The 13095-nt window shown below is 69.6% G+C and carries 11 protein-coding genes and 3 tRNA genes; 2 read left to right on the top strand and 12 right to left on the bottom strand.

The genetic code is table 11. The features are described 5' to 3' along the window. Positions 1-171: 171 nt before the first annotated feature. Both G1C96_RS02075 and G1C96_RS02080 read left to right on the top strand, forming a co-directional pair. On the top strand, positions 172-1401 hold the full coding sequence (locus G1C96_RS02075) for an NADP-dependent isocitrate dehydrogenase (protein ID WP_169274973.1): 1230 nt from the start codon (positions 172-174) through the stop codon (positions 1399-1401). Positions 1402-1615: 214 nt separating this feature from the next. Continuing rightward, complete coding sequence (locus G1C96_RS02080) at positions 1616-3253, top strand: substrate-binding domain-containing protein (RefSeq protein WP_335341904.1); 1638 nt, start codon at positions 1616-1618, stop codon at positions 3251-3253. Positions 3254-3316: 63 nt separating this feature from the next. Here the strand turns inward: G1C96_RS02080 and G1C96_RS02085 are convergent, their stop codons facing one another. From G1C96_RS02085 to G1C96_RS02140, 12 genes are all read right to left on the bottom strand, one after another. Further along, positions 3317-5128 carry an AMP-dependent synthetase/ligase gene (locus tag G1C96_RS02085; protein WP_169274974.1) on the bottom strand — a complete coding sequence of 604 codons (1812 nt, stop codon included), beginning with the start codon at positions 5126-5128 and terminating at the stop codon, positions 3317-3319. A 76-nt stretch (positions 5129-5204) separates the two neighbouring features. Beyond that, the gene (locus G1C96_RS02090) at positions 5205-5744 is read right to left on the bottom strand and encodes a peptidoglycan DD-metalloendopeptidase family protein (protein WP_169274975.1); all 540 of its coding nucleotides are present in this window, start codon (positions 5742-5744) and stop codon (positions 5205-5207) included. A 360-nt stretch (positions 5745-6104) separates the two neighbouring features. Then, positions 6105-6177 (bottom strand) — tRNA-Asn (locus G1C96_RS02095). Between the two features lie 49 nt (positions 6178-6226). Beyond that, positions 6227-6299, bottom strand: a tRNA-Asn gene (locus G1C96_RS02100). Positions 6300-6348: 49 nt separating this feature from the next. Continuing rightward, positions 6349-6421, bottom strand: a tRNA-Asn gene (locus G1C96_RS02105). Between the two features lie 108 nt (positions 6422-6529). Further along, the gene (gene tsaD / locus G1C96_RS02110) at positions 6530-7573 is read right to left on the bottom strand and encodes a tRNA (adenosine(37)-N6)-threonylcarbamoyltransferase complex transferase subunit TsaD (protein WP_169274976.1); all 1044 of its coding nucleotides are present in this window, start codon (positions 7571-7573) and stop codon (positions 6530-6532) included. Between the two features lie 17 nt (positions 7574-7590). Next, positions 7591-8127 carry a ribosomal protein S18-alanine N-acetyltransferase gene (gene rimI, locus G1C96_RS02115; RefSeq protein WP_169274977.1) on the bottom strand — a complete coding sequence of 179 codons (537 nt, stop codon included), beginning with the start codon at positions 8125-8127 and terminating at the stop codon, positions 7591-7593. Then, positions 8127-8933, bottom strand: coding sequence for a tRNA (adenosine(37)-N6)-threonylcarbamoyltransferase complex dimerization subunit type 1 TsaB (tsaB, locus tag G1C96_RS02120; RefSeq protein WP_169274978.1), 807 nt, complete (start codon positions 8931-8933; stop codon positions 8127-8129). Before tsaB ends, rimI begins: the two co-directional genes overlap by 1 nt. Beyond that, positions 8930-9577, bottom strand: coding sequence for a tRNA (adenosine(37)-N6)-threonylcarbamoyltransferase complex ATPase subunit type 1 TsaE (gene tsaE, locus G1C96_RS02125; RefSeq protein WP_169274979.1), 648 nt, complete (start codon positions 9575-9577; stop codon positions 8930-8932). Before tsaE ends, tsaB begins: the two co-directional genes overlap by 4 nt. Next, positions 9574-10551 carry a DNA polymerase III subunit delta gene (gene holA, locus G1C96_RS02130; protein WP_169274980.1) on the bottom strand — a complete coding sequence of 326 codons (978 nt, stop codon included), beginning with the start codon at positions 10549-10551 and terminating at the stop codon, positions 9574-9576. The genes tsaE and holA overlap by 4 nt, the downstream gene beginning before the upstream one ends. Positions 10552-10560: 9 nt before the next feature. Continuing rightward, positions 10561-12282: a ComEC/Rec2 family competence protein gene (locus G1C96_RS02135; protein WP_169274981.1), complete on the bottom strand. Its 1722-nt coding sequence runs from the start codon at positions 12280-12282 to the stop codon at positions 10561-10563. Between the two features lie 20 nt (positions 12283-12302). Further along, positions 12303-13016 carry a ComEA family DNA-binding protein gene (locus tag G1C96_RS02140; RefSeq protein WP_205831992.1) on the bottom strand — a complete coding sequence of 238 codons (714 nt, stop codon included), beginning with the start codon at positions 13014-13016 and terminating at the stop codon, positions 12303-12305. Positions 13017-13095: the final 79 nt, after the last annotated feature.

Genomic DNA, 13095 nt, shown 5'->3' on the forward strand with positions numbered 1-13095 from the left:
CCGCCTTGCGACGAACGCGAAACGGCATCCCGCAGTGCGGAGCCTCCCCCCGAGGACGGCCGCGGGACGGCGTCCGCGGGGCTCCGGGAGGTGAGCGATGTCATCAGTCGAAACATTCTTTCTGGTAATGCTGGGAGGCGGATTCGCCCCTCAAACCGCACAGGAGGACTCATGGGCAAGATCAAGGTCGAAGGAACGGTCGTCGAGCTCGACGGCGACGAGATGACCCGCGTCATCTGGAAGGACATCAAGGACAAGCTCATCCTGCCGTATCTCGACATCAACCTCGACTACTACGATCTGGGCATCGAGAACCGCGACGCCACCGACGACCAGGTCACCGTCGACTCCGCCAGGGCGATCCAGAAGTACCACGTGGGCGTCAAGTGCGCCACCATCACCCCGGACGAGGCGCGCGTCAAGGAGTTCGGCCTCAAGAAGATGTGGAAGTCCCCCAACGGCACGATCCGCAACATCCTGGGCGGCACCATCTTCCGCGAGCCGATCGTGATCTCGAACATCCCGCGTCTGGTACCCGGCTGGACCAAGCCGATCGTCGTGGCCCGCCACGCCTTCGGTGACCAGTACAAGGCCACCGACTTCAAGGTCCCGGGAGCCGGACGCCTCACCGTCACGTTCACCCCGTCCGACGGCTCCGAGCCGATCCAGCACGTGGTCTACGACTACGGCGAGGACGGCGGCGTGGCGCAGGTGCAGTACAACGTCAACGACTCGATCCGCGGCTTCGCGCGCGCCTGCTTCAACTACGGCCTGATGCGTCACTACCCCGTGTACCTGTCGACGAAGAACACGATCCTCAAGGCGTACGACGGCCAGTTCAAGGACATCTTCGCCGAGGTGTTCGAGACCGAGTACAAGGACCGCTTCGAGGCGGAGGGCCTGACCTACGAGCACCGCCTGATCGACGACATGGTCGCCAGCTCCCTCAAGTGGCACGGCGGCTACATCTGGGCCTGCAAGAACTACGACGGCGACGTGCAGTCCGATTCCGTCGCGCAGGGCTTCGGCTCGCTGGGCCTGATGACCTCCGTGCTCATGACCCCGGACGGCCAGACCGTCGAAGCCGAGGCCGCCCACGGCACCGTGACCCGCCACTACCGCCGCTGGCAGAAGGGCGAGAAGACGTCCACCAACCCGATCGCGTCCATCTTCGCGTGGACCGGCGGCCTCAAGCACCGCGCCGACCTCGACGGCACGCCCGAGGTGCGCCGCTTCGCCGAGACGCTGGAGAAGACGATCGTCTCGACCGTCGAAGGCGGACAGATGACCAAGGATCTCGCCATGCTCGTGGGTCCCGATCAGCCGTGGCTCGACACGGAGGGCTTCATGAACGCGCTGGACGAGAACCTCGCCAAGGCACTCGCCGAGCAGGCCAAGTAGCCGAAGCCAGACAGCCGAAACGGCGGAGCCGCGCTTCGGCGAGCCATCGCATCGGCGCCGCACGATGACGGCCGGGATCCGAACCTTCGGGGCAGAGGATCCCGGCCGTTCGCGCATCTCGGTCCGTCCGCGCGGGGATGCGGCGGCAGGGCCGGGCGGTAGTAAGGTTGAAGCGTACGCAGACGGCTTTGACTGAACGAACGAGGTGCGATCCGTGAAATCGGCAGCAGCGACGCTACGACGTCGGGGAACACGTGCGACCGCGATCCTTGCCGCCGCGGCGATGTCGATGGCGCTGGGCGCCTGCGCGTCCGTGCCGCCCACGGTCACCGCGTCTCCGGTCGGCACGGATGCCACTGGTACCGCGGCGTCCGTGGGATCGGTCGCGCTCTTCACGCCGTCGGACGGCATCACACTCAGCCAGAACACCCCGCTCAACAAGTGGGCCGCGCTGACGAAGGACATCCAGCAGTCCCTCAAGGACCGCGCCGCGCAGGCGGGCGTCCCCTACGACTCCTCCGCGGTGAAGGTCACCGCCTCGTCCGATCTGGCGGCGCAGAGCCAGGCGGTGCAGGACTACGTGGTGGGCAGGCTCAGCGAATCCTCGGCATCGTCCTCCCCCGCCGCCGGAGCAGCCGGCGACGTCGCCTCCACGACGCTCGTGGTGGCCCCGGTGACGAATCCCGATGCCGTGACGCGCCAGTACGGCGACTACGTCAGGCAGGACCTCACATGGGACGACGCGACGTCCGGTTCCGACGGGGCGACGGCGTCCGCGTCGGCATCCGCATCCGCGACTGCGTCCGCGTCCTCCGACGACGCGACGCGCGAGGCCGGCGAACGGCTCGTCTCCGCGCTCAGGCTCGCCAAGGACTCCGGCATGCACGTGGTGCTGGTCTCCGGACACGTCCAGGGGTTCACGCCCGACCTGTTCGTGCAGTTCGGCACGGCGGAGCTCATCGGCCGCATCCAGGCCGAACAGCTGGTGCGCAAGCTCGAACTAGACACCACCAGCAAGGACAATCCGAAGTACATCGAGGTGATGATCCCCTTCGTCGCCACGCGCAAGGACGGGTCGGCGGTGGACGCCGCCTTCGTCTCCGAGGCGTTCCGCGGCATCTGGGACGTGCTCGGCCCGTACTTCGCCGACGGCCGCGCGGTGAGCCCGTCGCGGTACCTCTCCTCCGCGAGCACCGCGGACGACTGGCGCGCGGTGGTCTTCGACCCTTCCAGGACCGACGGCGGCAGGGACGAGATCATCCAGCGTCTGGGCATGAAGGACGGCGGCTCGCATCCACGCATCGATGGCGTGCTCGCGATGAACGACGCGGTCGCCGCGAAGGTGGTCTCCGCGCTGGACGATCTGGGGTACACCGGATCGTCCGCGGACATCAACCCCGAGATCACCATCTCCGGCATCGTGGGCAGCCTCACCGGCAAGGTGGACGTGCAGCGCGGCAAGGTGCCCGACCCGCGCGTGGCCCCCACCGAAAGTCCCGACGACTCCGAAGGGCTGCACCTGCCGTTCATCCAGGGGACGTCGGACGACGTCTCGTGGCCGATCGTCACCGGCTACGGCGCCTACGTGGACACGATCCCGCAGATCGTCAACGGCAAGCAGTGGATGACGGCGCTCGGCAACCGCAAGGACACCGCGTCGGCACTGGCCGAGGCCGTCATGACGATGAACGCCGGCGGCGACGTCACGCGGCTGGACGGCGTCGCCGAATCGGACTACGCGGACGGCAAGGTCCCCACCATTGCGAAGGACCAGCTGGCCGTGTCCGCATCGAACCTCAAGAGCATGCTCATCGACACCGGCTACGTAACCGCCGCCGACGCGGGACTGTGACGCGGTGCGGCGCATCGGTGCGGCACGGCGCCGTATCGCACCGCGCCGATGCGCATGCCCGGCTCAGCGTTTGCCGGCGTAGATCACGTCGTCGATCAGGCCCCGGTACCGCTCGGTGATGGCCTCGCGACGCGCCTTGAGGCTCGGCGTGACCATGCCGTTGCTCTCGTTGAGGTCGTCGGAGAGGATCTCGAACTTGCGGATCGACTCGGCGCGCGACACCTGATCGTTCGCCGCGTCCACGGCGCGCTCCACCTCGGCGCGCACGATCGGATTGGCGGCCGCCTCCCTGAGATCGGCGACCTCGTGCGCGCCCTGCGACCTGAGCCATGCGTTGGTATCCGCCAGATCGAGCGCCACGAGCGCGGCGACGAACGGACGACGGTCGCCGATGACCACGCACTGGTTGACCACCGGGGACGTCATGACGGACACCTCGAGCTCGGCCGGCGAGACGTTCTTGCCGCCGGCGGTGATGATGAGATCCTTCTTGCGGCCGGTGATGGTGACGAAGCCGTCCTCGTCCACGTCGCCCAGATCGCCGGTGTGCAGCCACCCGTCGACGATCTGGCTGGTGGTGATCTCGGGATGGTTGTGGTATCCGGCGCACACGCTCGGCCCCTTGATGCACAGCTCGCCGTCGTCGTCCACGCCCACGGTGACACCCTGCATCGGCAGGCCGATCGTGCCGATGCGGTAGCCGGACGTGGGGTTGACCGTGGCCGGCGCGCACGTCTCGGTCATGCCGTAGCCCTCGAGCAGCGGAAGCCCCACGCCGTTGAAGAAGTGCGCGATGGAGGAGTCCAGCGGGGCGCCGCCGGACACCGCGTACTCCACATGGCCGCCGAACACGCCCATGATGGTGGAGTACACGAGCCTGCCGTACAGCCAGTGCCTGAACGCCAGTCCCGCGGGAATGCCCTCGCCCGCCTGCTGCGCCCTGGACCAGGCGCGCGCGGTGGCCGCGGCGTCGGCGAACAGACGGCCCTTGAGCCCCTTGCCCGCCTTCTGGGAGGCCGCGTTGTAGATCTTCTCGAAGATGCGCGGCACGGCGAGCACGAACGTGGGTCTGAACGCGCCGAAGTCCGCGAGGATGGTCTTCAGGTTGCTGGACAGGCCGAGCGTGACGTTGCCCGCGAAGCAGAAGAACTGCATGTAGCGCGCGAACACGTGCGCCAGCGGCAGGAACAGCAGCAGGCGACGGTTCGGCTTCATCGCGATGTCCGGCATTGAACGGACGCCGGAGTACGTGATGAACACGAAGCTGCCGTGGGTCAGCTCGATGCCCTTGGGCGTGCCGGTGGAGCCGGACGTGTACACGATGGTGGCGAGATCGGAGCCGCGTACCGCACGCTCGCGGTCGCGGAACTCCTGATCGGACACGGACTTGCCGAAGGTCCTCAGCGCGTCGAGCGCGCCGAGCTCGATCACGTACACGTCGCCGAGATCGGTGACCTGGTCGCGCACGGACTCGATCTTGTCGCGCTGCATGTCGTTCTCGGCGAACGCCATCCTGACGTTCGAGTCGTTGAAGATCATGCGCACCTGCGCCGCGGAGTTGGTCTCGTACACGGGCACGGTGAGCGCGCCGATGGACATGATCGCCAGGTCGAGCGCCGTCCACTCCCAGCGGGTCTTGGAGACCACGGACACGGCGTCTCCGGGCCTGATGCCCTTGGCGATGAGCCCCTTGGCGAGTTCGATCACCAGATCGCGGAACTCCGCCGCGCTGAAGGACCGCCACGTGCCGTCCGCATCCTTGTATTCGACCAGCGAATCCCCGGGCGCACGCGTGGCGCGCTCCTCGAGGATTGAGAAGATGTTCCTGTCGTCATCGATCGGCTCCGGCTGCGGGCGCGTGTATTCCCTGCGCATGTTCCTCCTCGTGGTCATCCGGCACGATGCCGTCTCTCCATCCAAGGATTCTACCGACATCCCATGGCCGCGGTGTTCACTCAGGCGGTTCGCGGACCGGTCTGAGCCGGATGCGGTGCGTGCCGGCGAGGGCAGCCGGGTCGCGGTAGTCCCGTTCGCCTTCGCGCACGCCCCAGTGCAGGCACGAACCGTCGCAGTGGTCGCCGGATTCGCCCACCACGGCGAACGGCTGCCCGCGCGTCACCGAGGCACCCACGGCCAGCGTGCCCACGGCCGGTTCGAACGTGGTGAGCCGCGGCCCGTGACGTATGCTCACCACCTGCTTGCCCGCCACCAGCCCGGCGAACGAGATCACGCCGTCCGCCGGCGCGTTGAGCGTCTCCCCCGGCGCCGTCGCGAGATCCACGCCGCGATGCCCGGCGAGCCACGGCTGTTCGGGCGCGTCGAAGCCGCGCACGATCGTCGGCGCGACGTTCCCGTCTCCGACGGGCCATGACAGCGCCGCCCGGCACCCCTCGTCCGCCGCCGCGTCGCCCGTGGCCAGCGCGTACGGCGCGCGCGCCACGGCGAGCAGCAGGCACAGCGCGGATCCGAGGCACAGCATCGCGCGCCACATGGTTCCGATCCGCTCCCGATCGTCCTGGTTCCGTCGGCGCCTCCACCGGCGTCTGCGCCGCAGTCGTTCGTCATCCTGGGACATGTTCTCCCCCGTATCCGTCCGTTCCCGATATCCTCGTCATCTCCCGCTTCCAGCATGGCGCGCCGCACACCGCCGCGTCCAGCCGTGGCAACCATGTGTACGAATGGGAGACGTCGGCGTGTCGCGACGGTCCGGGGGCGTTCATCGAGACGAACCATGAGACGAACCGTGGATAGTTCGGTTCACGGTCTTGCGCCGGGGAGATGGTGAGGAGCCGACATCGGCGTCGACCATAAAAACAAGAAAGCCCCGGGCGAACCCGAGGCTTCCGGAGAGCTCCTGCGGCTGGGCTTGAACCAGCGACCGTCCGATTAACAGTCGGATGCTCTGCCAACTGAGCTACGCAGGAATATTCAATTATCAACCGTCCGAACCGTTGCCGACCCGACCGGGTGAAGCTCCTGCGGCTGGGCTTGAACCAGCGACCGTCCGATTAACAGTCGGATGCTCTGCCAACTGAGCTACGCAGGAATATTCAGTTATCAACCGTCCGAACCGTTGCCGACCCGATCGGGTGAAGCTCCTGCGGCTGGGCTTGAACCAGCGACCGTCCGATTAACAGTCGGATGCTCTGCCAACTGAGCTACGCAGGAATGGCACATGCGGAATCGTTTCCGCACACAAGCAGTAGAGTTTACAGCAATTCCTCCGGAATGCAAATCACACGCATGTCGGCATGTCGCGCCAAGCTCACATGCCGCTCACACGCTGATCGTCGTCAACGGCATGGCGGAGTCGATGCCGAAGTCGGGCGCGCTGGGCACGATGCCCGCCTCCACGAGATTGACGCCCAGCATCGCCACCATGGCGCCGTTGTCGGTGCACAGCTTGATCTGCGGGATGCGCACCTCCACGCCGTGCCGCTCGCCGAATTCCAGGAGCTTGGCGCGCAGCTGCGAGTTGGCGGAGAACCCGCCGCCCACGATGAGCGTCTTCGAGCCGTACTGCTCGCAGCCGCGCATCGCCTTCTTGGCCAGCACCGTCGCCACGGAGTCCGCCAGCGACGCGCACACGTCGTCCACGGGAATCTCGCGGCCGGCGGCCTGCTGGCCTTCCACCCAGCGCGCCACGGCGGTCTTGACGCCCGAGAAGCTGAAGTCGTACGGATGCTTCGCGCCCGCCTGACCCTGCGTCAGGCCCTGCGGCACCTTGATGGCGTGCGGATCGCCGTGCTGCGCGTGACGGTCGATGTGCGGGCCTCCCGGGTACGGGAAGCCCAGCAGGCGCGCCACCTTGTCGAAGCACTCCCCCGCCGCGTCGTCCAGCGTGGTGCCCACCACGTCGATGTGCCGCGCCACGTCCTCGACGTGCAGCAGCGACGTGTGGCCGCCGGAGACGATGAGCGCGAGCGTGTCCGGAGGGAACGGGCCGAACTGCAGCTGCGTGACCGCGATGTGCCCGATCACGTGGTTGATGCCGTAGATCGGCTTGTTCGCCGCCCAGGCGAGCGCCTTCGCGCCCGAGACGCCCACGGCGAGGCAGCCGGCGAGGCCGGGGCCCGCGGACACGGCGATCGCGTCCACGTCCCTGAGGGTCATGTTCGCGTCCGCGAGCGCCTTGGAGACGCACGGCACGAACGCTTCGGCGTGGGCGCGCGACGCGATCTCGGGGATCACGCCGCCGTAGCGCGCATGCTCCTCCATGGAGGAGGCGACGACGTTAGACAGCAGCGTGCGGCCGCGCACGATGGCGGCGGCGGTCTCGTCGCAGGTCGATTCGATGCCAAGGACCACGGGTTCGCTCATTTGCGAAGCTCCTTTCGTCAGTTCGTTTGCTCGTCGTTCGCGCGCTGCGGCACGGCGAATCCCACGGGATGCGGCGCCAGTTCGAGCGCCATCACGTGCGCGTCGATGCCTTCGGGCTGGTAGTAGCGTCGGCGCAGCCCGATGCGTTCGAATCCCAGCCGTTCGTACAGAGCGATGGCCGGCTCGTTGTCCACGGCCACCTCCAGCAGCATGCGCCGTGCGCCTTCGAGCCGGGCGCGGTCGATCATCGCGCGCATGAGCCCCAGCGCGATGCCCTGGCGCTGATGCGCCTTGCCCACGCCGACGTCCATGATCTCCGCGTCGTCGCCGTCGTACCAGTAGCCGGCGAAGCCGCGCACGTCCGACGCCGCAATGGCGCGGCCCTGCCCGCCGACCGCGTCCGGTACGTCGAACAGGTACGTGCGGGCGGGCGCGGCGAGCTCGTCGCGGATCGCCCGCTCGCTCCACGCGTGGCAGCCGAACAGCTCGGTCTCCAGCGCGCGCACGGCGGCGACGGCGGTCTCGCGGTCGAGATCGTCCAGCGCGAGCAGCATCAGTCCTTCCTTTCGGCGCCGTCGTGGCCGAGCACGTGCTTGAGCGGCGCGGGCACTTCGGCGTCGGGGCGGCGCAGGTACAGGGGCTCCACCGGTGCGGGAGCTTCGCCCGCCTCGTGCGCGGCGCGATGGCGCAGCGCGGCCTGCGCGTAGAACAGCTTGAGGCCGGCCTCGCCTTGGTCGAGCACGGATTCGTCCACGACGTCGCCGAGCGCATCCAGATCCTGCCATGCGTCCGCGTAGCGCCGCGCGCCGTGACCGACCACGTCCACCGTGACCGCGGCGCCGGGATGCGCGGCGTGCACCTGCGCCACGGCTGCGTTGACGCGCTGCGCGATCGACGCGGGATAGTCGATGTCCATGGCGATGAGCGTGTCGAACGCCGCGGGGGCACCGTACAGCGCGAAGTACAGCTGGCGGCGGCGCGCGTCGTTCACGGCGAGCGTGAGCGCGATCTCGGATGCCGCGTCGGATGCCGATTCCTCGGCGATCGCGCTGCGGCGGATCGCGTTCCACCGCGCCTGCGGCGCCAGGACGTCCTGCCCGGTCAGCTCCGCTCCGGTGGCGAAGGCGAGAGCCTTGGCGGTGACGATGCCGGCCCTGAGTCCGGTGAACGGCGCCGGGCCCACGCCCACGACGATGTGGCCGATGTCGCGCGGTTCGAGCCCCGCCTCGGCGATGGCGCGCGCGATGTTGACCTGCAGCTTCTCGACGTGCGTGCGCGAATCGGTCTCCACGATGGGCTCGTGCCCCACGACGCCCACGGTGGACCCGTACGAGGTATCGATGACCAGCGCTGCCGTCATGCCTGCTCCTTCTTCGTTTGCCGTCCGTCGTTCCGCGGTCCCTCGCCGCGCAGCGCCGCGATGCGCGACGCCCATGCGCCCCTGACGGGCACCAGGGTCACGATTCTAGTCCCCGCGCTCGTGGGGTCGCCGTCCGCGTCGGCCACGCCGGATGCCGGCCTGTCGATGTGGATCTCCAGCCGGTCGTCGATGAGCGCGGACGCCATCTGCTCTCCCCATTCCATGAGCACGACCGTGTCGTCCTGCGGATCCTCGAGCTCCTCGTCGAGGCCGAGCGATTCGAGCTCGTCGAGCAGCGCGTCGGCCGCGTCCTGCCCGGGCGCATAACCGCTGCCGCCCAGCCGGTAGGCGTCCACGTGCACGAGGTGCGCGGGCGTGCCGTCGGCGAAGCGGCCGTTCAGCTCGCGCGCGATGGTGAACGTGGGCGAGACGATCGGCTCCGCGATGGCGAGGCCCGTGCCGATGCCCTGCGCGAACGTGGTCTTGCCGGCGCCGAGCGGGCCGGACAGCAGCAGCACGTCGCCGCCACGCAGCAGTCCGGCGACGCGCGCGCCCAATGCGCGCATGTCGTCGTCGGTGGGCACGTCGATGACGACGTCCCCGTCTTTGTCCGGTGTGGCCTGCCCGTTGGCTGCCGTGTTCATTGGCGTCCTTTCTGCGCGATGAGTTCGATGGCGCGCTCCAGCGCGTACACCGGGTCTCCTCCGTTCGTCTTGCTCTGTTCGTCCGCCCATGCGAGCGTGCGGATGCAGCGTCCCATGCCCTGCGACGTCCAGCCGCCGAGCTGGCGTTCGGCGTTGCGCAGCACCCACGGGTTCATGTTCGCCTCCGCCTTGGAGATCACGCCGGAGCGCACGGCGGACGCCTTGGCGAGCGCCCTGAGCTTCATGGCGAGCGCGCCGATGAGCGCGATCGGGTCCGTGCCCTGTTCGACGGCGGAGCGCATGGCGATGATCGCCTCGGCGGTCCTGCCCTCCACGGCGCGGTCGGCGACCATGAATCCGGTGACCTGGGGGTTGGCCGTCAGATACTGGTTCACGCGTTCGATGGGCATGGGGTCGTCGTCGAAGTCGAAGGCGAGCTGGTGGCACATGGCCGCGAGTTCGCCGGTCTTCTCCCCTAGCACGCTGACGAGCTGTTGGGCGGCCAGCGGGTCCACGCGTCGCCCGTCTCGTTCGAAGCACTGGTAGACGAAGTTGAGCTTGGCCTCGGGCTTTCGGAGGTCGGCGACCTCCTCGCGAACCGCTCCGGCCCGGACGAGCTGGTCGACGAGCCGCTTGCCCTTGTTGCCGCCTTCGTGCTGGCAGATGACGATGCTGGAGCCGGCGGGGTCGGCGGCGCACTGCCGGGCGTAGGCGACCATGGCGTCGCCGAGTCTCTCGTCGGCGGAGGCGAGGTTGTTGACGCGCACGATGGCGGTGTCGGCCAGCAGCGACGGGCTCACGGCCTTGTCGAACGCGTAGGGGTCGCAGGAGGCGGCGTCCAGTTCGATGGTCTCGGCGTCCGGCCGGGCGCGCTCCGCCTCGTGGCACAGGTCGCGCACCTGCCGTTCGTTGAGATACGAGTCCCCGCCGAACACTATGCGGAACGGGGGCCTGCTGCCTGCTGATCGTGCCATAGTGACCAATCAAGCCTCCGTGCTGGACAACAGCCGCCGTCCCTCGTCCAGCCACGTGCGCGTCCGAAGGAGGAGCGTGGGACGGTACGGCGTACCGAACGTGGGGTCCCCTGTCGCCGGCTCCGCGGCTCCGCGGCATCGTTCCCGGATCCCGCGCAGCGCCCGCGCCGTGAGACGACAGAGGAGGACCGCGCCCAGTTCCGCGGCCAGCAGACCGACCGCGGCCGCGGGACCTTCGAACCACGGCAGCGCAGTGACGGGCGCGTCGGCGCACCATGCGGCGATCCGTTCCATGACCGCCGTGCCGCATCCTGCGAGCCACGCGAGCGGATGGCCCAGCCACGGCGCCCACGCGCAGACGACGAGCGAACCGAGCCCGGCCAGCGTGGAGGCGGTCACCACGGGCGCGGTCAGCAGGTTCGCGACCGGCGAGAGCAGCGGCAGCTCGGGTTCCAGCAGGATCTGCAGCGGCAGGGTCAGCGCCTGCGCGGCAAGGGTGGTGGCGAGCGGCTCCGCGACGGCGGCGGGCAGATGCGCGCCCAGGCTCTCGCCGAGCGGCCGCGCCCACCACAGGATGCCCAGCACCGCCGCGCACGACAGCGCGAACCCCAGGCTGCGCGCCAGCGCCGGGTCCACGATCAGCGCCGCCGTGACCGTGACGCACAGCATGCTCATCCCCTGGCCGCGTCGGCCGACGAGAAACGCACACGCGCCCACGGATCCCATGACCATGGCGCGCATCACCGAATCCGTGGGCATCATCGCCGCGGCGAGCGCGGCGTATCCGGATGCGGTGCAGGCGGCCGCGACGGGACGCGGCAGCCGCAGCAGCGCGCACAGCCGTCTGATCAGCGTGCCGATCACGGCGAAGTGCCCGCCGGAGACGGCCATGAGGTGCATGATGCCGGCCGTGCGGAACCATTCCTCGACCTGCGCGGCATACGTCCCGTCCACCGGTTCGACCGCATCGTCGCGCATGGAGGGGTCGGCCACGCCGCTGCCGAGGATGCCGAGCGTCAGTCCGGGGACGAGCACCTGTCCCTGATCGTCCAGACGCTGCGTGACGTGGATGAACGCCGCCTGCATGGCGTGCACGACGCGTCGCGGCGGCGCTGCGGCGGCGATCTCGACCGGAGGCGAACCGACGTCGAGCGTGAGCCACGAGCGCGCCGTGCCGAACCGCGGCGTCTCAAGCGTGCCGCGCACCAGATACGCGGCGCCCTGATGCAGCGCGCAGGCCGTCCCTTCGGCGTAGACGCGCGTCTCGGCGCGCGACGACGCCATGACGCCGCGCGACAACAGCGTCTCCAGTCTCGCTTCGGTGCGGCAGTCGGCATCACGTCGGTCGGAGGTGACGGCCGGGGTCCGGATGCGCACGACGGCGACGACCGACGACGTTCCCTGTCCGAGCGACCATGCCGCGATGTCGTGCGCGGCGACCGTCGCGTGCATCTGCACAGACAGCGCCGCGGCCAGCACGGCCGTGGCAAGCGCCGCCGCGTGCGGCAGACGACGTGCTCCCGCGGCGGCGAGCGCGCACAGGCACGCGACGGCGCAGGCGGCGATGGCGACGGGCCGTCCGGCGGACGAGCCGCCGAGGACGGAGAGCGGATCCGACGGGCACGCCAGCGTGACGCCCCATACGCACGCGGCCACGGGCAGCAGACGCCAGTCGCGGCTCCCGCGCTCCCGTTCGCCGTACCGGGCCCGAAGCCCCCGCAGCTGGCGCATTCGCGTTCCCCGTTCCCGTCTCATCGCGCCACCAGCTCGTCGCGCATCTTCGCCAGCGTCTTGGCCCCGATGCCCGGCACGTCCAGCAGGTCGTCGACGCTCGAGAACCGTCCGTGCCGCTCCCGGTGGTCCACGATGCGCCGGGCGATGGCGGGGCCGATGCCGGTCACGCCGTCGAGTTCGTCGGCGCTTGCCGTGTTGATGTCGATCCTGCCGTCGTCCGGCGTCGCCGTCGCCGGACCGGGGGACGTTCCGCCGCCCGCGGCGCCGTCCGGCTGCGGCGTCGCCGTGACCGTGACCGTGGCGGCGGCCCCGCCGGCGGGTTCCGGCGCGTCCGCGGACGGCACCGGGGAATCGACGTCCGGCGAGGTCCGCGCCGTCCCGGCCGGATCCCCCGCGCTGTCTCCCATCGCCGCGACCCGTTCGCGTTCCATCGACGACATGGCCACGGACTGCTGCAGCAGCATGGTCAGCGAGGCGGACAGCGCCGTGACGAGCAGCAGCACGATGACGACGGCATGCACCGCGTTCAGGCGCAGTCTGGGGGCGGATCGCAGCGGCGAACTCCGGGCACGGCCGTCTCCCGCCCGTCCGGAGCCCGCCCTGCCGCGCCCTTCGTCCGGATCCGCGTCGGGCCCCGCGTCGCGGCGCGGTCCCGCGGTCGCGAAGGGGATGGCGCGCTCCTCGCCGTCATGCGATCCCACGCCGGAAAGCCGGCCGAGCATGGACGGCATCGGCGGGGCCGCCGTCTCCTCCGTGTCCGGAGGAAGGGCGAACGAAGGCGGCGGAGGCGGCGCGGACGCGGGCGCCGGA

Source organism: Bifidobacterium moraviense (assembly GCF_012932365.1).
In the GTDB taxonomy this organism is placed as follows: Bacteria; Actinomycetota; Actinomycetes; order Actinomycetales; family Bifidobacteriaceae; genus Bifidobacterium; species Bifidobacterium moraviense.